This is a genomic window from Pseudomonas sp. O230 (assembly GCF_045447035.1).
Taxonomy (GTDB): domain Bacteria; phylum Pseudomonadota; class Gammaproteobacteria; order Pseudomonadales; family Pseudomonadaceae; genus Aquipseudomonas.
In genome coordinates, this window is sequence record NZ_JBJGXN010000010.1 from 311,832 (window position 1) to 332,506 (window position 20,675).

Sequence of the window (20,675 nt, forward strand, 5' to 3'; positions counted from 1 at the left end):
ATATATTCCGCTATATAGCGCTTTCACCCCTCGCCGCCCCTGCCTACCACGGAGCCGTTTCATGACCATTCGTGCCTCACGTTTTGCCCCGTCCTGCCTCGCAAGTCTGCTCGCAGTGTTCGCCATCGGCGCGGCCCACGCGGACGAAGTTCAGGTCGCCGTCGCGGCCAACTTCACCGCGCCTATCCAGGCGATCGCTGCCGATTTCGAGAAAGACACCGGGCACAAACTGGTCACCTCCTTTGGTGCAACCGGCCAGTTCTACACGCAGATCAAGAATGGCGCGCCGTTCGAGGTGTTCCTCTCGGCGGATGACACCACCGCGCAAAAACTCGAAGCCGAAGGCGACACTGTAAAGGGCTCGCGCTTCACTTACGCTGTCGGCACCCTGGCGCTGTGGTCGGCCAAAGACGGTTACGTCGACGCCAAGGGCGATGTGCTGAAAAAGAACGAGTATCAGCATTTGTCCATCGCCAACCCGAAAGCCGCCCCTTATGGCCTTGCTGCCACCCAGGTTCTGGCCAGGCTGGGCCTGACCGACAGGGTCAAAGACAAGATCGTTGAAGGCCAGAACATCACCCAGGCCTATCAGTTTGTCTCAACTGGTAACGCAGAACTGGGTTTTGTCGCCTTGTCGCAGATCTACAAAGACGGCAAAGTCACCAGCGGTTCGGCGTGGATCGTTCCAGCCAGCCTGCACGACCCGATCAAACAAGATGCGGTGATCCTCAACAAAGGCAAGGACAACCCGGCCGCCAAGGCACTGGTTGACTACCTCAAAGGCCCGAAAGCCGCTGCTGTCATCAAGTCCTACGGTTACCAACTCTAAATGACGCTGACGAGTGCCGATTTTTCCGCCATCTGGCTGACCCTGAAACTCGCCTCCCTGACGACGGTTATCCTGCTGGTGATCGGCACCCCGATCGCGTTATGGCTCTCGCGCACCCAATCCTGGCTGCGCGGCCCGGTCGGGGCGATTGTCGCCCTGCCCCTGGTGCTGCCACCCACGGTGATTGGTTTTTATCTGTTGCTGGCGCTCGGCCCTAACGGCTTTGTCGGCCACTTCACTCAATCGCTGGGGCTCGGCACCTTGACGTTCAGTTTTGCCGGGTTGGTGATCGGCTCGGTGCTCTACTCGATGCCGTTTGTGGTCCAGCCGTTGCAAAACGCATTTTCTGCCATCGGCACCCGCCCACTGGAAGTGGCTGCGACTTTGCGCGCCAATCCCTGGGACACTTTTTTCAGCGTGATCCTGCCACTGGCCCGACCGGGATTCATCACCGCCGCGATTCTCGGTTTCGCCCACACCGTCGGTGAGTTTGGCGTGGTGCTGATGATCGGCGGCAACATCCCCGACAAGACCCGCGTGGTCTCGGTGCAGATCTACGATCACGTCGAAGCCATGGAATACGCCCAGGCCCACTGGCTGGCCGGGGCGATGCTGGTGTTTTCGTTTGCCGTGTTGCTGGCGCTCTACTCCAGCCGCAAAACCAAAGCGGGCTGGAGCTGATCGATGATCCGAACGCGTCTGAAACTGAAATACTCGGGGTTCGCCCTGGATGTGGACCTGCAACTGCCCGGCCGTGGCGTCACCGCGCTTTACGGCCATTCCGGCTCGGGCAAGACCACGTGCTTGCGCTGCATCGCGGGACTGGAACGGGCCGAACAAGGATTTATCCAGGTCAACGATGAAGTCTGGCAGGACAGCGACAAGAAGCTTTTCGTAGCGCCGCACAAACGCGCGATCGGTTATGTCTTCCAGGAAGCCAGTCTGTTTACGCACTTGTCGGTGCTGGCGAATCTGCAGTTCGGCCTCAAACGGATCCCCAGACACCAACGCCGGGTCGACATGGCTCACGCGACGGAACTCTTGGGTATCGGTCATCTGCTGGACCGCCACCCACAGCACCTGTCGGGTGGCGAGCGACAGCGTGTCGGCATCGCCCGCGCCCTGCTTACCAGTCCGGAACTGTTGCTGATGGACGAACCGCTGGCGGCGCTGGACTCGCAACGCAAAAGCGAAATCCTGCCCTACCTGCAAAGGTTGCACGATGAGCTGGACATCCCGGTGCTGTACGTCAGCCATTCCCAGGATGAAGTGGCGCGGCTGGCCGACCACATCGTCCTGCTCAGCAACGGCAAAGCACTGGCCAGCGGCCCTATCGGTGAAACGCTGGCTCGGCTCGATTTGCCTTTGGCATTGGGCGATGACGCCGGCGTGGTGATCGAAGGCCACGTCAGTGCTTACGACGCCGACTATCAGTTGCTGACCTTGCAACTGCCCGGCACCGCTCTGAATATCCGTGTGGCGCACACGCCGTTGGATGCCGGTCAGGCGCTGCGTTGCAAGGTTCAGGCACGCGATGTCAGCCTGAGCCTGCACAGCGTCGAACAAAGCAGCATCCTCAACCGCCTGCCGGTGACCGTGATCAGTGAAATGGGCGCGGACAACGCCGCCCATGTGCTGATCCGTCTGGACGCGGGCGGCACGCCGCTGCTGGCCCGTATTACCCGCTATTCCCGGGATCAGCTGCAAGTGCATCCCGGCCAGCAGCTCTGGGCGCAAATCAAAGCGGTGGCGGTGCTGGCGTAAATCCGCTGGCACCACTGCATCGGCGCGCGGTCAATGGCTGTAACGGCCCCTGATTCGTCGCCAAGGACTACCGCCATGCCCGATTCCGCGCTGACTGATGTACTGCCGCCGGACCTGCATTATGTCGATGACTCCCAGCCCGGCATCGCCCGCAAGAAACTGCGCGGCAAGTTCTGCTACTTCGACCCGGACGGACAGCGCATCACCGACCCGGGCGAGATCAAACGCATCAACGCCCTCGCCGTGCCCCCGGCCTACACTGACGTGTGGATCTGCGCCGACCCGCGCGGACACCTGCAAGCCACTGGCCGTGATGCCCGGGGCCGCAAGCAATACCGTTACCATGTGCGCTGGCGCGAAGTGCGCGATGCCGACAAATACTCACGCCTGCGGGATTTCGGGCTCGCACTGCCGAAACTGCGCCAACAGCTTGAAACGCTGTTGGCGGCGCCGGGCTTCAGTCGCGACAAAGTCATGGCCACGGTCATTACCTTACTCGACGCGACGCTGATCCGGGTCGGCAACACGCAGTACGCCCGGGACAACCGCTCGTATGGGCTGACCACCCTGCGCAACCGTCACGTCGAGGTCAACGGCAGTGCGATCCGGTTCCAGTTCCGTGGCAAGAGCGGCGTCGAACACCAGATCACCGTGAAAGACCGACGCCTGGCGCGCATCATCAAGCGCTGCCAGGAGATTCCCGGGCAGAATCTGTTTCAGTATCTGGATGAAAACGGTGAGCGGCACACCGTCAGTTCCTCCGACGTCAACGCGTACCTGCAAACCCTCACCGGCGCTGACTTCACCGCCAAGGATTACCGCACGTGGGCGGGCAGCGCGCTGGCGTTGTCGGTGTTGCGCGGTTTGCAGTGGGAGCCCGAATCGGACGCCAAGCGGCACGTCGTGGAGATGGTCAAGAACGTCGCCAGGCAACTCGGCAACACCCCGGCGGTGTGTCGCAAGTGCTACATCCACCCCGCGGTTCTCGAGGGTTTCCTGTTGGGGGCACTGGCCGAGTTACCGCGTCCGAGAACGCGTAAAGGCTTGAGGGCAGAAGAAGTGGGGTTGGCGATGTACTTGGAAAAGATGATCGAGGCGACTCAACCGACGAACTGACCTGTCCATTTTTTGCGTGATTACAAATGACTTCTATAGTTGTTGTGACACGAATTAGCTTCGAGTGACGCCATGGAAGACATTTTCGTTGTGAAGCGTTGCAACAAGATCATCATTTATGGCCGCCGAGACGGGGAAGTCGATCACCAGCCCCCTGACGCCGCCGTCTGGTATCGCATCGCAGACACCCGGACCCACGGTTTCATCGGTGACGGCTACGCCCTTGAGGAAGACGCCCAGCGCGAATGTCGTCAACTCAATTCCAGATCGCAAGTGACGGCCCGACAAGGCTGAAGTCCGGGTCTATACTGAAAATGGCTGAGGGAACAGCGACCCCATCGGTAGAAAGCTCGCTCCTTGCGGGCTTTTTGCTGCCATTGCCAGGTTTCTTGAACGGAGGTGTTTGCCATGTCCGAAAAAGAGTCCATCACCACCCTGCTCACCCTGCTTGACTCGCGCCAGGCTCGTTTGGCTGCGGCCTGCAAGGAAATCGCCGACTGGGTCGATCATCAAGGCGGGCACCCGACTGCCCTGAGGATTCGGGATCGTCTGAACGACATCGAGAAAGACGCGCCACTGATTCGTAACACGCTTTCTTCGCTCAAACCTGTCGAGCCGCCCCTGCCGCGGTTCAGATGATTCAATCTGGGCTTCGGACACGAGCGCGCACCTGCTTCAGGACGCATAAACGGCGACGATGATCGTCACCGAATGCGTCCTTGCCTGATCAACTGCCGCTGAATACCCAACCCGGCCCGGCCCCGGGATTTTTTTTGCCCGGCCATTTCACACCGCGTTCACAACTCTCCTCTTACAGTGGCCCTACTCCTTTTGAAACACCCCTTGGCCCGCCCGCATGCGGGCCTTATTTTTGCCTTTTTTCGGTTAACGAACGTCATCACTCGCGGGGGGTCTAACAATCACACACGTCACGAAGGAGGCGTCTGATGGTTACTCACTTCAAAGTTGCCGGGCATCTGGCCTGCGGTCATAAAGACAGCAATCTCACCTCAACCACTGAACTGGCCCGGGTGAAATGCAGAAGCTGCCGAAATACCGATGCATTCAAGGATGCACGCAAAGACCAACGCAACGCGGCACGCCGCGCCGCACGCAAAGCCAAAGTCACTCACACAGCCAATGACTGGCGCGCGGCATGGGTCGAGCGGCTTACCGCCATGACCGGGCGGCAACGCTTGCCCCGTGGTTTTACCGGCCAACCATTCGTTTAGAGGGTGGGTTCGGCGGCTGAAGCGCGTTCACTCGGCCCAGCCGCTGGCCCCATGATTTAAGCAACGGATTACGTCAGTGTGCATCAGTCAGAACTGATCTAATGCGCACTGAACTTGTTGTTCGTGGTCTTTTTAGACTCATCGATGAGCCAGACTGAAACACCATCACTGCGCACGGTATTGCACTCCTTTCCATATTCCTTATACGTCACGCAGATCACATCTCCGGCAATCGTCCAACTGCCTTTTGCTTCAGGGTAATCCGCGATCTTGATGGCTGCAGCCCCGCCAGGGCTCAGTGTTTCCCAGAAAGAGTCACCCTTTTCAGTGTGGCTTTGCAACTTGCGACCTATCAAATGCCTTTTCGTTTTTGGCGATAAACGTTTTCCTCAGCTAGGGTTTCTATCGCATCGAGACTGCGCCGACGATGTGGGTAGGCACCTGATCAAGGAGGAATAAATGACACCGATTCGTGAGGCGGAAAAAACCTACCGCACCTGGTCCAGCCCGATCTTGCTGGAGCTGAAGGAACGAGAACATCAGCTCGACCCGGCAGCTCGGGAGGCATTGCAGAATATTTTGGTGGAAAGACGGCTGGTTGATAGCGGCAACGCTTGCGGCCCGGATCGACGCATGCCTGCTGATAAAAGCGGTAACTGAAAGTAGCGGACCAGAAACAAACAAGGGCTTGCATCAGCTTTCGCCCGCAAACCCTTGATTTAAGATGGTGCCCGAAGCCGGAATCTAATTCCGGCTAAAAACCCCAGCATTCATTGGTAAATTATGGATGCCGGCTAATTTGATGTACTAACCGCTGTACTATTTCGATGTCGCTGGATTGTGTTGGTGGCTTGGCACAGGCTGATTTTAACACTGCCCACGGCGTCCTGCCGACCGAACACCACATCCCAACCCTGCTACGCTTTCCTCTTCCACGGAGGAACACCATGCCAAATTCAGACCTACTCCCTTCCCTGCTCTACAAGATCAACGAAAACCAATTGGCCCTTGAGGCCGCCATCCTCGAGCTGACCAACTGGGTCGAGCAGCGCGGGGCCGCTGAAGTCGCCGACAACGTTCGCGGCGCCCTGGACACCATCGACAAGAACGAAGAGTTCATCAAGTTGACGTTGGCGGTGCTGATGTCGCCCGATTGACTGCAATTGACTGCAATTGACTGCGAGTGACTGACTGAGTGCTGGCACAACGTCAATGCGAACGGTGGACCTAATAGCAGCCTTGCGTCAGCTTCGGCGGCCAATAGCCAAGTCTTGAGTAGCTTGCAGTGCATTCGAGGACTTTGTTGCGCCGCCGATTACGCCAAATTTCACGTAAGAGTTCAAATGATCACGACAGACCGCATACAGCAACTATTCGACAAATATCTCGAATTAATTCATCTGGAGATCGCTGAGTTTGGTGTCAAGCCCACTGAGGTTCGCCATCTGATTGGACGGCTTGGCGAATTCTACTGCGCCCTGCAAGTCGGCGGGACTCTCGCGAGTCTAACCAACCAGCATGGCTTCGACGTAATCTGTCAGAACAATCGCAGAGTGAGCGTAAAAACAACAGCGCAAAAAACCGGATTTGTTCCTATCGGGAAATCAACGTTAGACAGAGTCGATGACCTGATGGTCGTGCAATACCATGAAGGCGCGCTCTTCACTATTTACTATGGTCCGGTTGGCATTGCTGTAGACGCCGCGCGGTACTACGAGCCCGATGGTAAATACGAGTTGGACATTTCAAAGGCTCGCAGGCTTATGACCGCCTCATCACAGATACTGGCCTAACAAAAATGCAACGGCACCGATGAGCTGCCGTCTACATACACCGACAAAAAAGTGAGCCAAGGCTTCTCGGGCGCCCTACCGCCCCAACACAATCCACCTGTCGCAGTAGGGAATCTCCGGCACACCGCTGGTATCTCGCCGCCACGTCCGCCTGACATTAAGGGATGCCGGTGAAAATAGAAGCCCTGGAGGATCGAAGCTCGCTCCAAGGCTTTGCTTTATTCATCGAGCGCGTAGACGATCACGTCTAGAGCCGCCGAGACAGCAACAACCCAGACTGCGATCAGGAGCACCGCCATCCATACGAGCTGATGATCCATAGCATTTCCCTCTGCTTGTCGGTGACAGTATCAGCCGAGCGCAGAATCTCCCCGACGTACGCCTGATACCCAGACAGCGCGATAAGTTTGATGTGCTCGAGTATTAACGGGTGAGTGGCTAGATTCAAAATGCCATCACGTCATACAATCGGCCATTCTAGCACCAGCCCCCCCAATAGCTTGGAAAGGATGCCACCCGAATGATTCGCTCCACTGTAGTAGCACTTGCTCTGGTCTTGACGGCAGGCTGCGGAACAATGCCCCCGTCGAATCGGGACACAGACAGAACCCTTTTATTAGCCAAAGCAAATGATGGGGCAAAATCAGTCGAAGCTACAAGTTTTGCCCATCAATATAGCGGCGATGCTGCACTCCAGATGGTCACTTTGTATGCCACCTCGAAAGGTCTGTACGCCGCGTATTGGGATCTAACGAGCGGTTCTTATGGCCTCGCGTTCAAAATCAAATACTCTGAAATCGCCAGCGTTGAAAATAAGACCGTCACGCGCGGCTGGTCCCAAGTCGCAATGCTTGTTATTAACGATGTTAACGGCTACGAGACAGGATTTGCCTATGTAACGCCTGGCAGCGAAGTGGCCCTCGCACTGAAAAGAAACATCGCAGCCAAGAAGTAATTGCACATCTCAGTAGAGTCCATAGCGTTCGACTTGCGCGCTCATTCAGGGGGCGGCCACCTCTCGCACGTAGGCCTGGCATGCCTTCAACGCAATCAGTCCTTGGTCGCCGGCGTCGGTGATGGCGATAATTCTTTGAGCATGCGCTGGGTCAAGTCGGGCGCGCGTTCCTCCATGAACCACGCCGACGGCTTCGGTACCGGCTGGCACTGAACAGCCGCTGGCTGAATCCGTGGCGTCGATAAGGACTGACAACCGCAGATCAGAAGTAGCAAGGCGATCGCGCAGGCGAGCCTGATTGGCTTGAGCATCGTTCAATTCCTTGTGGTGGGTTTGGTCGCTGACCGAAAGCCGCTGCTCCAGCGCGAGGCGCTTTGCCTGATCGGTGCGGACCTGTTCGGCGGCGGCATTGCTGATGGCGGTCAGATCGTCCTGGTGCAGTCGGGCCTGCTCGGCGAGTTGCTTGCCGTAACGCCAGTCCTGCACCTTCCATGTGGAAAAACAAGTAATTGCCATCGCCAGCAGGATCAGCACCAGCAGCCCGAGCAGCTTTTGCACCAGGGAGATCATACTTCGTCCTCCCAGTCAGGCAGGTCAACGGTCTGGCCAGCCAGCGAGTGCGTGCAGTCACCGAGGTACTGGATTTGCCCATCGGTGACGAAGGAGTGACAGACGCGCTCACCGTCAGACCAGTTGTAACGCACCAGAACCGAAGGGGTGAATGTCGGCTTTTCAAGATTGCTGTTCCAGCCCCAGCGCGGACCCGGGCCAGCACCATGCATGATTCGGTGCACCATTTCGCAGCCAGGGCATTCGAACCACAGACTCCCTTCCTCGGTTGTGGCCAGCCGGGACAATCGGCGAAAGGCTGTCATGGCACGTCCTTGAAGAAGATGTGGTGACCAAGCTTCAGCGTCTGCTTGGCACCCTTCGCCCAGGTCGGCGGCTTCGGCATGGTGGTTGCGTAGTAATGCGTGGCGCCGTCGGTGGGATCTGGCACCTTTCCGTCAATCACCTGATCAGCGGCAATCCGAGCTTGAGCCAATTCGCGGAACGGGATCTGCCGGGCACCACTCAGGAACGGATAATTCGGATCGTTCCTGTTCCAGCAGCTGAACTGGTACTTGGCCTGGCACACGCCTGCGTAGCCTTCGCCCCACCATGATTTGTCCTTGCCGTCGTTCACCCGGTTACGAATGGTCCACGCCACGGCGATCTGGCCGGCGAGGCCTTCTCCGCGCGCCTCGCCCCATAATGTGCGGGCGAGAACGTCGCGGTCCTTTTCAGTTACAGGCATACCTTTCTCCAGGCACAAAAAAACCGCTCAAGGCGGCGTGGGTGTTTCCTGAACATAATTCAGCTAGGCCGAACCGGTCTCCCCATTAAATTTGGGTAACCCTCAGCTCCTTCTTTCCAGTTTCGCGTTTTACCGCGATGCGCAAGCCACTGCGCACGCGTTCCCGGCAAGATGTCTGCGGGAATTTCACCAGCAAAAACCTCTTCCAGAGCATCTAATTGGTTGGCAATAACGATCAATTCAGCTTCACGCCACAGGTCTTCTGCGGCGCGCATGGCGATAAGGCTCGGCCCCCAGCCTGGAAACTGCCAGATCTGATCGGCATATGCTGGTGGCGGATCAACTTCGATTGCGCCGTCAGGCGGATTGACATCCCACCCACCCATGTAGCGACCAGCATCGTCAACATAATGAATAGTTGCGTCACCGGCTATCTGAACCTCGCTAAGATCATTGCTCATGCCCATGCCTCGAATACGATTTTAAAGTTTGTGGCTACGGTTGTACTTGGGACAACAGCGCCGGTAACCGGGTCCAATAAGAATATTCCAGTACCGAACCTAACGATAAGGTTCGTTGCATCTCGTTTACAGACAAACCCGAAGATTACTAAGGAGGCGTTGGCTTGCTCGTAATCCAACTGGTAGAACGTCTCGTCCCCCACGGCCCAGTTTCCAGTCGCTATCGTGCATACCAAATAAACTTTTACTATTTTTGGTTTGACCCCCAATCCATGGGCCAGAGTAATACCGCCTAACCCGACAATAGTTTGTTGGGGGCTGATGTATTCTTTGGTGAACGGTTTGCCAATGTTTTCCAGCGTTGTGACCCTGCCGGTTAAAGGTGCTATATCCGCAGCGAGCGGATCGAGCACCACCATGTCCGTGCCGTCGTACTCAACATCGGCCAGCTGACCGGAAGCAATGACAGCCGTCACCTTGGCGCCAGCCGAATCGTATTGCTTCAGGTTCTTCGCGCCCAGACCGGACACGTTCAGCGTACCGCTGGATGCGGCTGCCGCATTGAACTTCACGCGGAACCGCTGATTCGCGGCATACCCACCAAGGGCGGGAGCAGGAGTCAGCGTGAACGCCGGCGCCGTACCAGCAGTGGTGAATGCGGTTTGCACCTGATTGACTGCCGGCCCAGCCGCGCCAGTGCAGGACAGCAGCACGTATGCCCCGACAGAAGCATTCCACTGAATCCATGCGATGCCATTGGCGATGATTTCTCCGCCCTGCAGCGCAGCATGAGTGCTTCCTACCAGCGCAACGGTACCGACACCATCGTTAATAGTGCTCGCGCCAGGGTTGGCGTTCGCAGCCTTGAAGCGCAGCGGAGTACTCTCGCTACGCGCAGTCAGCGCTGGCACGAAGTTGCAAACATACGCGCCGGCCGCTCCGGTATCAGCCACGAACCCTCCTTGGCTGGCCGCATCGCGCAAGGCCGCATCCAGCGGCCCCTCATCAACCCACGCAGTGTTGGCAGCATTCCGTCGTTTGAACCGGCCGGTTCCGGTATCCGCCCAAGGCTGGCATGGAAACGACGGGCTCGGTGCTGAAGCTCCGCTGCTCAGGGATGCCAGCGCCTGCAAGGCGTTGTTGATGTCGGTTCGAACGCCAAGCCCAGATCCGTTATCAACGGTCATATCATGTTGCGACATAGGTCAGTATCCCTTTGAGATGTAGTCAATCGAGCGGCCTGACTGGGCGACCCCACTGGAATTGCGAATGAAGACCGTGAAACCGGTGGCGGTCTTGGCGGAGACATCGACGTAATCGCCGGCCGACAGGTTCTGCGCGGTCAGGCTGACAGCCGGAGGCGCATTGAACGGAGGTGAATAAAGGACTGGAAGCCCGGTATCAGGAACGGCAATGTCGTTCCCGCTCTCGATGCGATCAGGCATATCAATCACGACTTCTAGCTTTGATACATCGATCCAGTTGCTGGTTTGTTGTACCGATCCGCGCAGCTCAAAATCGAACTGGCGAGCACGGTAGTCGCCGACTACGAACGGTTTCCACGCGGACCAAACCGCCTGCGATACGTCAGAGGTACGCACCCATAGCGAGAGCGTGGCTCCATTTGGCGGGTCACCATCCAGGTTGGTGATCGCGTCAAAGTCGGCAATCTCATCGATGTACGTGCCGTCGTCGTAGAGCAGCGCGACGATGTCGGCAGTCAGTCGGCAATCGTAGACATAGCCAAGGTCTGCCGGAGAGGCGAAGCGGTAGGTGAAAGAGAGCAGCGAGCCGCCAGTTTTATCGATCTCATTCAGAAACGCATCGATATCAGGGATGTCGTCAAAGGAGCCAGAACCACCCATCTTCAAAGAGCCGCCAGTGGCGTAAGCATTGACTGCCACGCCCGGGAAAGCTGGAGACTCGGTGACCGTCAGTACGACGTTGGTCGGCAGCGGAACCTGAGCATCGGACCAGACTTCTGTTATCGGCCCGCCGATACCAGAGGAATCGACGGCGCGTGCCATGTACTTGCCAGGCAGCAAGGATACGACTGCCGACGTGGAGCGCCCCGCCACTTCGGTCAACGGCAAGGCCGCGTCCCAATTCGCCGAGGTGCTGCGTGAATGACGAACGCTGATGCTGCCGCCGAGCTTCACGTCCAGTTCCGGAACCGGGTCCCATGCCAGTGTGGCCACGCTGCTGATAACGTCCAAGCGCAGCCCAACCAGCGCCGACGGCGGAGCCAAAAGCGCCTGAGCATTGTAGGCTTGCATTGACACCGGCCCCGCCAGGCCGAGCACTGATTTCGGCGTGATTCGAACCGACCATAGCCCGGACGACGCCGAGTCAAAATCAATACTCGGCATCGACGTCTCGGTCACGTATTCCCAGTTTCCACCGGGCTTCATGACTTCGACCTGATAGCGCATGGCGCGCGCTGGCCGCGTCCAGCTAACCGATAGGCGAGCCGCAGCCAGCCCAGTGCCGGTGTCATACAAGGACTCGAAGAACGTCAGCTGCCCTACCTCATCCGGAGCGCCAAGGTTGACGATGCTGGTCGGATTATCGACATCCGGCGTGCCAAACTCGACCTCGTCGAACTTGTCGGGGTCGTAGGCGATGCCGCTGATGGCGTAGGTGCCGTCGTCGCCTTCACTGATGCTGATGACGCGAAACTTCTGAGTTTCCAAAGCGGGCGTGGAAAACACCCACGGCGCCGACGCCAGAGGCGCCGCAGTCAATGGCGGCGACACGCTGATCGACGTTGCGCCGGGCGCCACGCTGACAGCAACGTTCACGTATGAGCCGTCCGGCATGACAACGCCGATCACACCGTCACCGGCGAACCCAATAGGTGCATCCAGCAGCAGCGTTGAAGCCGTGCTACCCGTCAGCAAGCGGCCGGCGTTGCGTGCCCCGGCCCGGTTCGCGTCGGCGATGTCGATAATGTCGCCGGGCATCGGGATGGCCCCGTCTGCGCCGGCGGCAAACGTCACCGCCTCACTTTCGGCATACAGCAACCAACGCCCCAGGCGACGAGCCTGCCCGCGCGAGGTGCAGCCGATGGCCACAACATCGCTTTGCTGGATTCGGTTCCACTTGGCAATGAGCTCAGGGCGCTCGACGATTTCGACCGACTGCTTGTATTGCTGAAGCGGGTCATTCCAGGTGACGGCCGCCACGTTGAAGCGCTGATCGGAGGCGACCGATTGATAGTTGAACTCGCCGCCGACCACGTTGGAGTTGTTGAACCCGTATCGACTTGAGCGTGGCGCGTCCTGCACAGCCGTGAGCGTGCCGCCGGCCCAGAAACAGATGGCGCGGAAGACCGACACCATGTCATTGACCAGCTTCCACGCATCCTGCTGAGTGGTCAGTGCCAGGTTGCAGGTAAACCGTGGCTCCTTGCCGCCATAGCCGTCAGGAACGAGCACGTCGCAGTACTGGGCAATGCTGTAGAGCGCGTACTTGTCGATCAGCGTCGAGTCGAGCAAGCCGCCAAGCCCGTAGCGGGTGTTGGTCAGCATGTCGTACCAGATCCAGGCAGGGTTATCTGTCCAGGCTCTGGTAAATGACCCATTCCAAGACCCCGTGTAAGCGCGGGTCAACGGGTTGTAGTTGCTCGGGATCAAGACCTTGATGCCCTTGATCAAAAACGCCATGCGCGGAATCGAGGCGAACTGCTGGGCATCGATCGAGACGCCCAGCAGCGCAGTGTTCGGGTAGCGCAGCTTTTCATCCCACAGCAGTGTCATGCTGTCGAAGAAGGTTCGGTTTTGGATTGCCGCGGTGCCGGAGTCGGCAGACATCCGGGTCGCCCGCACATAGCGCGGAAGACCGCCCGAAGCGGGCAGGCGAAGGTAATAGGAGACTTGCGCCCGGCTCATCGTTTTGCCGGTTATCGCCTGATCGGCGCACAGCAAAAACCAGGAGCCGGTGCCGAGCCTTCCCTCCAGCCGGAAGGTGGCCGACGAACCGTACATGTCCCCGTTCGACGTGTTTTGTTCCGTCAACTGAGAAACGCTGACGGTGACGCGCACAGCATCAACGTCAGTGTCAGTAATGGCGCGCTCAATGGAGACGCCCGCTCTCATTTCTACGCCAACCGATTGCTCTGCTTCGAGCCCAGTGATCGGCATGTACGTCTGCCACTGAGTGCCCAGGCGCGTATCGATGAGGACGTTCGAAAAGTTGTAGGAGCCATCAGTGTTCTGGAGAGGCACATCATCGAAAGTGGTTTCAAGAATGGAATCGATCTCGCCCTCAGAAAGCACATGCAAGACACGGACATGCTGACGAGAGCTGAAAGTGTCTGGCGCCTCTACAGCCGCGCGCGCCGACCCGCTACCGCCGCCGCCCTTCCCGCCACCGCCTTTGCGGCCAACGATCACTTCGCTCATGCCGGAATGACCTCTGACCAGGTGCCGATGGCGACAACGCTCGAGCCGACCAGCATCTTCCCGTAAACCACAGGCACAGGAAGGCCTTGCTGGGTGGAGTTGAACGCGCCGTTGAAGAGGTAGCTGGGTTTGTTTTCGGTGCCGGCTTGTTCTTGCTGGCTGGACGCTTTTGGTACTGGCGAAAGCATCTGTGTGACGCCGCCAATGACCATTGATACCCCCATCGACATCATTGGCACACCTATTGCGCCCCAACCGATGCCGGTGAGAAACGCGCCGGCCACAATCAGCACGATGCCGACGATGGTTTGGAAAACCCCACCGTTTTTGCTACCGGCAATGACCGGAACGATGCGGATCTCCGTTGTTCCGCTAAGAGTGAATCCATCCTCGCCGACATTCTCACGGTTGCGAAAAATGGCGTAACGCATACCGCGCCGGGCTTGGTCGCGGATGAAATCCTCGAACCCATCGACGGTATTCTTTAGGGCGCTGAAGGCTTCGACAGTGGTGCCCGTCTCAAGCAGACGAAAGTGTTGACGACCAAAGGCTCTAGCCAAGCTGCCGGACAGTAAAATCAGTGTCATGGCCTTGTTGTTGGCAGTGGTCATACTTTTCTCCGGGCAATAAAAAACCGCCCGTGGGCGGTTTGAGTTGGCTGCCTGTACTTATAGGCAAGCGATTACTGGCTGTTTCCAACCGTCAGTTCCTAGTTTCGTAACTGGGAAGTAGGCTTTGACGCTCGATCCGTCTGCCGAGCGCTCAATACTGGCGAGAGAGATCACTCCGTAGAAAGTGGCCGATGCGGATATTTTGTATCCCTGCTCGGTCTCAACTGAAGTTGTTGCTGGGTTTAATGAAAGCCACTTCGGTCCGAGGCATCGAGCATATTCTTGCGGCGTTTTGCTTGTTTTCACCTCAAGATCAGGCCCATCACTTTCTCTTCCGTGGATCGTGCACCCGACCAGAGCAAGAAATGCCAGAGCTGTGGAAATCTTCCGCATATTGAGCCTCCATGTGTTTCGGCGACTCTACCAGCGAAGATGCGCCTGTACGAATCCCCAGTAACGCCCCACCACCTGCCGATAGTAGCCTCCTGCTTCTACGCAATGGATTTCCCAGTCCTTCGCCTGCAAGCCCAAGGACTGGGGATGCGCCAATTTCGGCGCGTTTATGACCTGGAGGTCAAAGATTTCAGATAGCAATAAAGTGCGTTCGCACCTACGTGCAGCAGAGTCCAACATTACCGAGTTTGCCAAAATAGTCTCAACTGACCATTTCGGCCAGCGCTCAGGTTTAGCTGCAGCTAACGCCGTCTCTGATCTAGTCAAAGCTATTGAGCTGCTCAATAAGCGGCTGGATGATTTGGAGGTGCGAGCGGCGAAAGAATAGAAAGCGCCGATCCACCCGGGCTGACCAGGCTTATGCCTGGTCAACTCGAAACTCAACTTCAGTATTCTCGAAGTTGCCCGCCTCATGGAAAAGGGTCTGACAAAACGTCTGGTATATCCGCCCCTCGCTGAAGATCGCTTCATCACCATACTTTTCAGTAAGCGCCGCGACCAGTTCTGCGCGTGTCAGGGTGAATTTCTCGGTGCGGTAATTCGTAATCTCGACCACTTTGGTCATATCGATCTCCAACGGCTCTGCCGCATCATGTGGTTGGTTGCGAATTGATGTATCTGAGAATGTGCGTTGTGCGCTCTCGATAGGCGGCGCCGTACACCTCGCGACAACTCAGCCGGCCGTAGAGGTGGTGCAGAAGAACGTCGCCATCGAGCCAGATCGCGCCGTGGCAAGGTGTCGGACTGCCGATGGCCATCAGGACCACGTCGCCATTGCTTGGCGTGTTCGTCTCGACAAAGCCGGCCTTGGCGAAGTTTTCCCGGTAAAGATCGCCGCCGTTGTGCCACCAGTCATCCGGCCGGTGGAAGTCGAGCAGGTCGATACCTCGCTCCTGCCGGTAGTAGTCGCGAATCAGCGTGTAACAGTCGATCGCACCGTGGACGAACACGCGCCCCTCAAGCGGCATCTCGCCGGCGGCTGGCATCTCGTGCCAGGTTAAGACTCCATCCTTCAGCCCAACAATCCACCACGCCATGCGGCTGACCGCGTGACTGGCGATGTCGTGCAGGCTGGGTTCTGGTCCGGCGTCCGGGTGCGAGTGCACGATGGCGATGATGTCGCCCAGGTCCTCAGCCGCGGCATAGTCCTCAGGGTGCAGGATGAAATGATCCAGCTCTTCCGACTGATTGCGGCACGGAACGTATCGAGGTTTACCTCGAGCGTTAATGACGAGCCCGACAGATTCTCGCGGATACTCGGCCAGCGCATGCGCCTCGGCATCTGCCCGGCATTTATTTAGAAAGTCAGTCATGGTCAAAGTCTCGGGACGCGGGCGATGCCAAGGAAGCCTCCGTATGAAAGCTCGCCATATTCCCCAAAGCGCAGCTTGCATCCAGTCCCTGTGCGACTGCACTGGTCTTTGCTCGGATCGCTGGTGGGGTTGTTCTTATAGTCCGCTACAGGACCGCCGGCATAACTGCACTCGTCCGAGCGATACACCCATAGGCAAGTGCCTGCTATCACCTGACGACGCGGCAGTTTGACGCCATGCAGGTCGAGCGGCGAGCCAAGGTCAAACTCGATCGCAGCGGGCGTCTCGTTGACCTTGCGGGTGATGAACCACGTCTCGACCGGATATTCCTCGGCGGGGTTGGCCGTCGGGTTGCCTCCCGCGAAATTCACCGCATCCAAGTACTTGACCAGCGTGCGACGGCGCTTGAGCTTCGCCCACAGCAGATCTTCGTATTGCCGGCACAACGCCGAGATGGTTCCGCCGAAGTTGCCCACCTGAAGCTTCGGGCGGGCAGGAGATCCTTGGCTGGGTGTTGCGAACTCGGTGCCATTTAGCGGCCAAGGCGTATAGGGGACCCCCTGCCAGATTACAGAGCCCAATATTTCGTTGGTGCCCGCATGAAAGTGGAGCGTCTGGTCAGGGAGGATCAGGTCGAAACCTTCCCAGATCGACAGGCCTCGCGCGAGCGATAATTGACCTTGAAGTTCACTCACTCGTAAACCTCCTCAAAGGTCGCGGACAGTCCGTCAACACCCAGGGCAATGTTGGTTCGTACCCACTCCCGGCAAACAAAAACCCCGATCGATTGACCGGGGTGCGTGTAGTTGAAGGCGTCGATCGCGCCTCGGGCAGCAAGGAAGGCGTCAATCTCGGCGATCACATTGATTTTGTTCTTGAACATAAGTGCGAATTTACGCGGCTGCCGGTTGATACCGGTTCCCTGCCGCTGTTCGTAGTTATCACCGAACTTGATGACCTTGACCGTCGGGGTGACCGTCTTGGAGGCGTCATATGTCGCCCGCCATGTGAATGTCGGCATGACGCCTCCTTATGCGAGCTGGCCGCCGTTACGGCGCTGTTGAGCGATTTCCTGCCGTGCGACAACCTTCATCGCCTCAGCCAGCTTCGCCGGATCTGGGATTGTGCTGGCACCGTTGTCAGCCGCATCAATGTAGAAGGTCATGGTGATGGGTGTTGCGTTGCTTCCGCCGCGGATACCGAGACGCCCTTGCGAGTCGCGAGCCAGTGGAACGATTGCCTCTTCACCAGCCTCACCCATCACGCCGGTTTTCCCGTTGGCCATACCGAACGCCGTTGGCTTGCTGACGATGCTGTTTGTGAAGGCTGCGCCATCGGCAAACAGCTGCACGCCGCTGGACCATGCGCCACCCTTGGCTTGCGGAAACATCACAGACCCGTTACTTGCATCGAATTGGCTGCCGAAGTTACTCGCACCCTGAGAGGCCCCGCCTGCAGTAGCGGCGCCGGTTGCGCCGCCACCTCCACCGAAGTAGCTCAGCGCAGCACCAAACAAACTGCTCAGAATTGCCGAGCTCGCTTGCCTGGTCGCGATACGCGCCATATCAGCGAGAATCGACTTGGCGAAGTCAGCAAAGGACAGCTTCCCGGTCATCGCGAACTGGACAATGGCGTCTTCCATCGAGCTGAAGGCGTTGGTGAACAGGCTTTTCGTCTGCCCGGCAACGTCGCGCGCCGATTCCATGTAGTTCTGGAAAGCCGACGTTGCGCCGGCGCGCCAATCCCCTTGAGCAGCAGAGATCTTTTCGTAATTCTCGATCACTGTGTCGCGGTATTTGTTCTCGGCGCTTTCCAGAATCGCGAGGTCCTTCTCGTATTCGGCACTGCTGTATTTGTCCGGAGCGGTCTTACGGCGATCAAGCAGCTTCGCTCGCTCGTCGTTGAACTTATCCGTTACGCCGTCCAAGTTGCTTTGCAGTCCGGCTTGACGGTCGCCAAGGCCGAGCGCCTGCGCAGCGCGTGTGCCTGAGTTATCAAGTGCTGCGCGCTGCCGCTCCAGTTGCGTGACATAAGCCTCTGAAGCGACCCGGAGTTGATTAAGCCTACCGGTCTCAGCGGTTGCCAGCACTTCCTGCTGGCTGTCAGCATCCTTTTGCGCCTTGAGCATGTCCGATCTTGCGCCGGCAATTTTATTGTCGAGCTCAATGGACTGCTCGGCCGTCGTGCTCTTCTTGGCCTTGGCTGCCTCAAGGGCGTCGATCTCGGCCTGATAAGCCGCCGTGACCTCCTCCTTCTCTGCACTGATCAGCACTGAACGCTGCGAGGCATAACTTTCTTGCGAGATCAGCCCGGCCTTCTGTGCAGCATCCAGTTGCTTTTGGGTGTTCGCGTAGTCGGCCTGCAGCTCCTTAAGCGCATTTTGCGCGGCGTTATAGGCCGTCAGGTCCACCGCGCCGGCGCTCGCCTTCGGATCCTTGTTCTTATCCTTGATGTTCTGGAGGGTTTTGGCGACGTAGTCGGCTTGAACCTTCGGATCGTCCGGGTTCGCTTTCTTGAGCACTTCGACGTCGCGCAGGTAGGCCTTGATCAGCTTGTTGCGCTTCTCGGCATTGCTCAGCGTTGAGTCGCTGATCTGTTTGAGCCGTTGCTCTGCCTCGATCCCTTCCTTCTGAATCCTGGCATTGTCGCTGCCGATCTGGGCCTCTTGTTTCTCGGCGGCCTGCTTGTCCTGTATCAGGCTCAGTTCGTCCTTGAGCGCGGTTAGACGCTGTTTCGCGTCGCCGTCCTCGTAGCCGGTGCCGATCGTTGATTGCAGGTACGCAATCTTCTGGTTGAGCTCAGTTACTCGAGCGCTTTCGGCCTGATCCCTGCCGATGTTCTTGATCGCATCCAGCGACTTGCTCGCCTCGTCTTTGACGCCCTTCCAAGCGCGCTCAATGAATCCGAGGTTCTCGGTGATCTCCGTCGAGCGAGTCTTCACCGTGTCAGCATACGTGTCGGTCAGCAGCTTGGCGGCGTCGATCGTGTCGCCCTGCTCCTTGAGCGCGACAATTTGCGAGTAAACCGAGGCAGTCAGGAAATGGTATTGATCGTTCAGCTCTTTCGCAGCAGCGACTGGATCCTTGGCGATCTTGACGAACTCGGCGATCGTCGCGTCGACCGATTTCCCGGTCGCGTCCTCCATGGCCGCCGCTGCATCAGCGATGTCCTTGAAGCTGCCGCCGGCAATGACGCCACTTGCTGCCAGCTTGGCCAGCGATGCCGCTGCCTCACCGGTTGTGCCGTTTGTTGCGCTCACCTGCTGCGCGAGATTTGCCAGTTGCGCGGCCGAGGTGCCGGCGTAGTTGCCGGTCAGGATCAGAGACTTGTTGTATTCGTCCGCTTCCTTGCTGCCTTGGCTGTAGCCGTAAATCAGCGTGCCGAGCGCGGCAGCGGCTGCAACTACGGCCAGCGCCATCCCGGCGGCACTGAAGGACACACCACTTATAGCGGGAGTGATCGCTCCGACAGCCTTCTGTGCGTTTTCCGCAGCCTCTGCCGCCGTGTTCGAACTTTCTGCCAAGCTGGACAGGCTTTCGCCTGCCTTGCCTGCATTCTCGGCCACGTCCTTGGAGTTGGCCGCGATACCCGCCAGCGATTCGCCGAGCACCGCTGCGCCGGCGCCGCCGGTGAACAGCGAGCGGAACTTATCTTTCAGCGCATCGAAGGTATTCCCGACACCGCCGAACGAATCCTTGATTTGGCCGCCCTGTTGGATCAGCACCATCAGCGGGTTCTGTCCGCCTGCCAAACTGGTGAAGATGTCCGTGAACTGCGCCGGGAGTTGACGCAGAGCCGCCTGGGTTTGCGCCGAAGACACGCCAGTCTTCTTCAGTCCATCATCGAAGTCGCCCAGCTTGCTCCGTGTTTTTTCTATATCCGCCGAGTAGGCCTTGAACTGGTCGGAATCAATGTTCCCCGCTTTCAGATGCTGCTTGAGCAGTTCCTGTTGCTGATCGAGTCTTTCATAGGCGGCAATCGTCGGATTGATCTTGGCCAACAGAGCCTGAAGGCCTTCGGCTTGAACGCCAGTCGCCGCCGCAGCTCTCTTCGTCGCCTCTGTTTGCTGATCGAGACTCGGGGTTAGCGTGTTCAGATTTCGCTGGATGGCAGCAAAATCAGTTGTTGAAGCGCGCGCGGCGTCCATCGCCGCGGAGTTGCTGTTTACGCTGGTAGTCAGGCTTTGGTAGTACTCGCTCGAATCGAGCGATGCCTTGGCCATGGCCGTCAGACGCTTGATTGCGTCGTCAGTGGATTCGGAGAGCTTGCCCTCTGCTGTGGCCAGGCCGGCGGTTGCGGTGGCCGCTTTGTCGAAGCCAGCAGCAACGCCTTCAGCGGCTTTTTCAGCCTTGACGCCGGCCTGAGTCAGACGATCCAGATCCGTGGCGGCCTGGACGGCATCGCCCGAATTTACCTCGATGCCCAACTGCGCGATTGTGCCCGACATG

The 20,675-nt window shown here is 58.1% G+C and carries 24 protein-coding genes; 11 read left to right on the forward strand and 13 right to left on the reverse strand.

Going from position 1 to position 20,675, the window contains the following annotated elements:
• Positions 1 to 61: 61 nt before the first annotated feature.
• From modA to ACI77H_RS22870, 7 genes are all read left to right on the forward strand, one after another.
• Positions 62 to 829: a molybdate ABC transporter substrate-binding protein gene (gene modA, locus ACI77H_RS22840; protein WP_407013971.1), complete on the forward strand. Its 768-nt coding sequence runs from the start codon at positions 62 to 64 to the stop codon at positions 827 to 829.
• Complete coding sequence (modB, locus tag ACI77H_RS22845) at positions 830 to 1,510, forward strand: molybdate ABC transporter permease subunit (RefSeq protein WP_150629875.1); 681 nt, start codon at positions 830 to 832, stop codon at positions 1,508 to 1,510.
• A gap of 3 nt (positions 1,511 to 1,513) precedes the next feature.
• The gene (gene modC / locus ACI77H_RS22850; protein WP_407013972.1) at positions 1,514 to 2,593 is read left to right on the forward strand and encodes a molybdenum ABC transporter ATP-binding protein; all 1,080 of its coding nucleotides are present in this window, start codon (positions 1,514 to 1,516) and stop codon (positions 2,591 to 2,593) included.
• 75 nt (positions 2,594 to 2,668) lie between these two features.
• Positions 2,669 to 3,709 (forward strand): DNA topoisomerase IB, encoded by a 1,041-nt coding sequence (locus ACI77H_RS22855; RefSeq protein ID WP_407013973.1) that lies wholly within the window; start codon positions 2,669 to 2,671, stop codon positions 3,707 to 3,709.
• Positions 3,710 to 3,781: 72 nt separating this feature from the next.
• A complete protein-coding gene (locus ACI77H_RS22860; protein ID WP_407013974.1) occupies positions 3,782 to 4,003 on the forward strand; it encodes a hypothetical protein in 222 nt (73 codons plus the stop codon).
• A gap of 114 nt (positions 4,004 to 4,117) precedes the next feature.
• Positions 4,118 to 4,348, forward strand: a complete 231-nt coding sequence (locus tag ACI77H_RS22865) for a hypothetical protein (protein WP_150629883.1) — start codon at positions 4,118 to 4,120, stop codon at positions 4,346 to 4,348.
• Positions 4,349 to 4,656: 308 nt separating this feature from the next.
• Positions 4,657 to 4,941 (forward strand): hypothetical protein, encoded by a 285-nt coding sequence (locus ACI77H_RS22870; protein WP_407013975.1) that lies wholly within the window; start codon positions 4,657 to 4,659, stop codon positions 4,939 to 4,941.
• Positions 4,942 to 5,039: 98 nt separating this feature from the next.
• On the opposite strand, the gene ACI77H_RS22875 is transcribed toward ACI77H_RS22870, so the two are convergent.
• Complete coding sequence (locus ACI77H_RS22875; RefSeq protein ID WP_407013976.1) at positions 5,040 to 5,282, reverse strand: hypothetical protein; 243 nt, start codon at positions 5,280 to 5,282, stop codon at positions 5,040 to 5,042.
• Between the two features lie 118 nt (positions 5,283 to 5,400).
• Between ACI77H_RS22875 and ACI77H_RS22880 the strand changes: the two genes are divergently transcribed.
• From ACI77H_RS22880 to ACI77H_RS22895, 4 genes are all read left to right on the forward strand, one after another.
• On the forward strand, positions 5,401 to 5,601 hold the full coding sequence (locus ACI77H_RS22880) for a hypothetical protein (RefSeq protein WP_407013977.1): 201 nt from the start codon (positions 5,401 to 5,403) through the stop codon (positions 5,599 to 5,601).
• 287 nt (positions 5,602 to 5,888) lie between these two features.
• Positions 5,889 to 6,098: a hypothetical protein gene (locus ACI77H_RS22885; RefSeq protein WP_407013978.1), complete on the forward strand. Its 210-nt coding sequence runs from the start codon at positions 5,889 to 5,891 to the stop codon at positions 6,096 to 6,098.
• A 186-nt stretch (positions 6,099 to 6,284) separates the two neighbouring features.
• Positions 6,285 to 6,734 carry a DUF6998 domain-containing protein gene (locus ACI77H_RS22890; protein ID WP_407013979.1) on the forward strand — a complete coding sequence of 150 codons (450 nt, stop codon included), beginning with the start codon at positions 6,285 to 6,287 and terminating at the stop codon, positions 6,732 to 6,734.
• A gap of 520 nt (positions 6,735 to 7,254) precedes the next feature.
• Positions 7,255 to 7,689, forward strand: a complete 435-nt coding sequence (locus ACI77H_RS22895) for a hypothetical protein (RefSeq protein WP_407013980.1) — start codon at positions 7,255 to 7,257, stop codon at positions 7,687 to 7,689.
• A 45-nt stretch (positions 7,690 to 7,734) separates the two neighbouring features.
• Here the strand turns inward: ACI77H_RS22895 and ACI77H_RS22900 are convergent, their stop codons facing one another.
• The 12 genes from ACI77H_RS22900 to ACI77H_RS22955 form a co-directional block, all read right to left on the reverse strand.
• The gene (locus tag ACI77H_RS22900; RefSeq protein WP_407013981.1) at positions 7,735 to 8,259 is read right to left on the reverse strand and encodes a lysis system i-spanin subunit Rz; all 525 of its coding nucleotides are present in this window, start codon (positions 8,257 to 8,259) and stop codon (positions 7,735 to 7,737) included.
• The gene (locus tag ACI77H_RS22905) at positions 8,256 to 8,564 is read right to left on the reverse strand and encodes a DUF6527 family protein (protein WP_407013982.1); all 309 of its coding nucleotides are present in this window, start codon (positions 8,562 to 8,564) and stop codon (positions 8,256 to 8,258) included. Before ACI77H_RS22905 ends, ACI77H_RS22900 begins: the two co-directional genes overlap by 4 nt.
• Positions 8,561 to 8,986: a cell wall hydrolase gene (locus tag ACI77H_RS22910; protein ID WP_407013983.1), complete on the reverse strand. Its 426-nt coding sequence runs from the start codon at positions 8,984 to 8,986 to the stop codon at positions 8,561 to 8,563. Before ACI77H_RS22910 ends, ACI77H_RS22905 begins: the two co-directional genes overlap by 4 nt.
• A 59-nt stretch (positions 8,987 to 9,045) precedes the next feature.
• A complete protein-coding gene (locus ACI77H_RS22915; RefSeq protein ID WP_407013984.1) occupies positions 9,046 to 9,447 on the reverse strand; it encodes a hypothetical protein in 402 nt (133 codons plus the stop codon).
• Positions 9,444 to 10,649 (reverse strand): hypothetical protein, encoded by a 1,206-nt coding sequence (locus ACI77H_RS22920; protein WP_407013985.1) that lies wholly within the window; start codon positions 10,647 to 10,649, stop codon positions 9,444 to 9,446. Before ACI77H_RS22920 ends, ACI77H_RS22915 begins: the two co-directional genes overlap by 4 nt.
• Before the next feature lie 3 nt (positions 10,650 to 10,652).
• The gene (locus ACI77H_RS22925) at positions 10,653 to 13,850 is read right to left on the reverse strand and encodes a host specificity protein J (protein ID WP_407013986.1); all 3,198 of its coding nucleotides are present in this window, start codon (positions 13,848 to 13,850) and stop codon (positions 10,653 to 10,655) included.
• On the reverse strand, positions 13,847 to 14,461 hold the full coding sequence (locus tag ACI77H_RS22930; RefSeq protein ID WP_407013987.1) for a tail assembly protein: 615 nt from the start codon (positions 14,459 to 14,461) through the stop codon (positions 13,847 to 13,849). Before ACI77H_RS22930 ends, ACI77H_RS22925 begins: the two co-directional genes overlap by 4 nt.
• A gap of 811 nt (positions 14,462 to 15,272) precedes the next feature.
• The gene (locus ACI77H_RS22935; RefSeq protein WP_407013988.1) at positions 15,273 to 15,479 is read right to left on the reverse strand and encodes a hypothetical protein; all 207 of its coding nucleotides are present in this window, start codon (positions 15,477 to 15,479) and stop codon (positions 15,273 to 15,275) included.
• A 25-nt stretch (positions 15,480 to 15,504) separates the two neighbouring features.
• Positions 15,505 to 16,227, reverse strand: coding sequence for a C40 family peptidase (locus tag ACI77H_RS22940; RefSeq protein WP_407013989.1), 723 nt, complete (start codon positions 16,225 to 16,227; stop codon positions 15,505 to 15,507).
• Positions 16,228 to 16,229: 2 nt separating this feature from the next.
• On the reverse strand, positions 16,230 to 16,922 hold the full coding sequence (locus ACI77H_RS22945; protein WP_407013990.1) for a phage minor tail protein L: 693 nt from the start codon (positions 16,920 to 16,922) through the stop codon (positions 16,230 to 16,232).
• Positions 16,919 to 17,248 (reverse strand): phage tail protein, encoded by a 330-nt coding sequence (locus ACI77H_RS22950; RefSeq protein WP_407013991.1) that lies wholly within the window; start codon positions 17,246 to 17,248, stop codon positions 16,919 to 16,921. The genes ACI77H_RS22945 and ACI77H_RS22950 overlap by 4 nt, the downstream gene beginning before the upstream one ends.
• Before the next feature lie 9 nt (positions 17,249 to 17,257).
• On the reverse strand, positions 17,258 to 20,674 hold the full coding sequence (locus tag ACI77H_RS22955) for a phage tail tape measure protein (protein ID WP_407013992.1): 3,417 nt from the start codon (positions 20,672 to 20,674) through the stop codon (positions 17,258 to 17,260).
• Position 20,675: the final 1 nt, after the last annotated feature.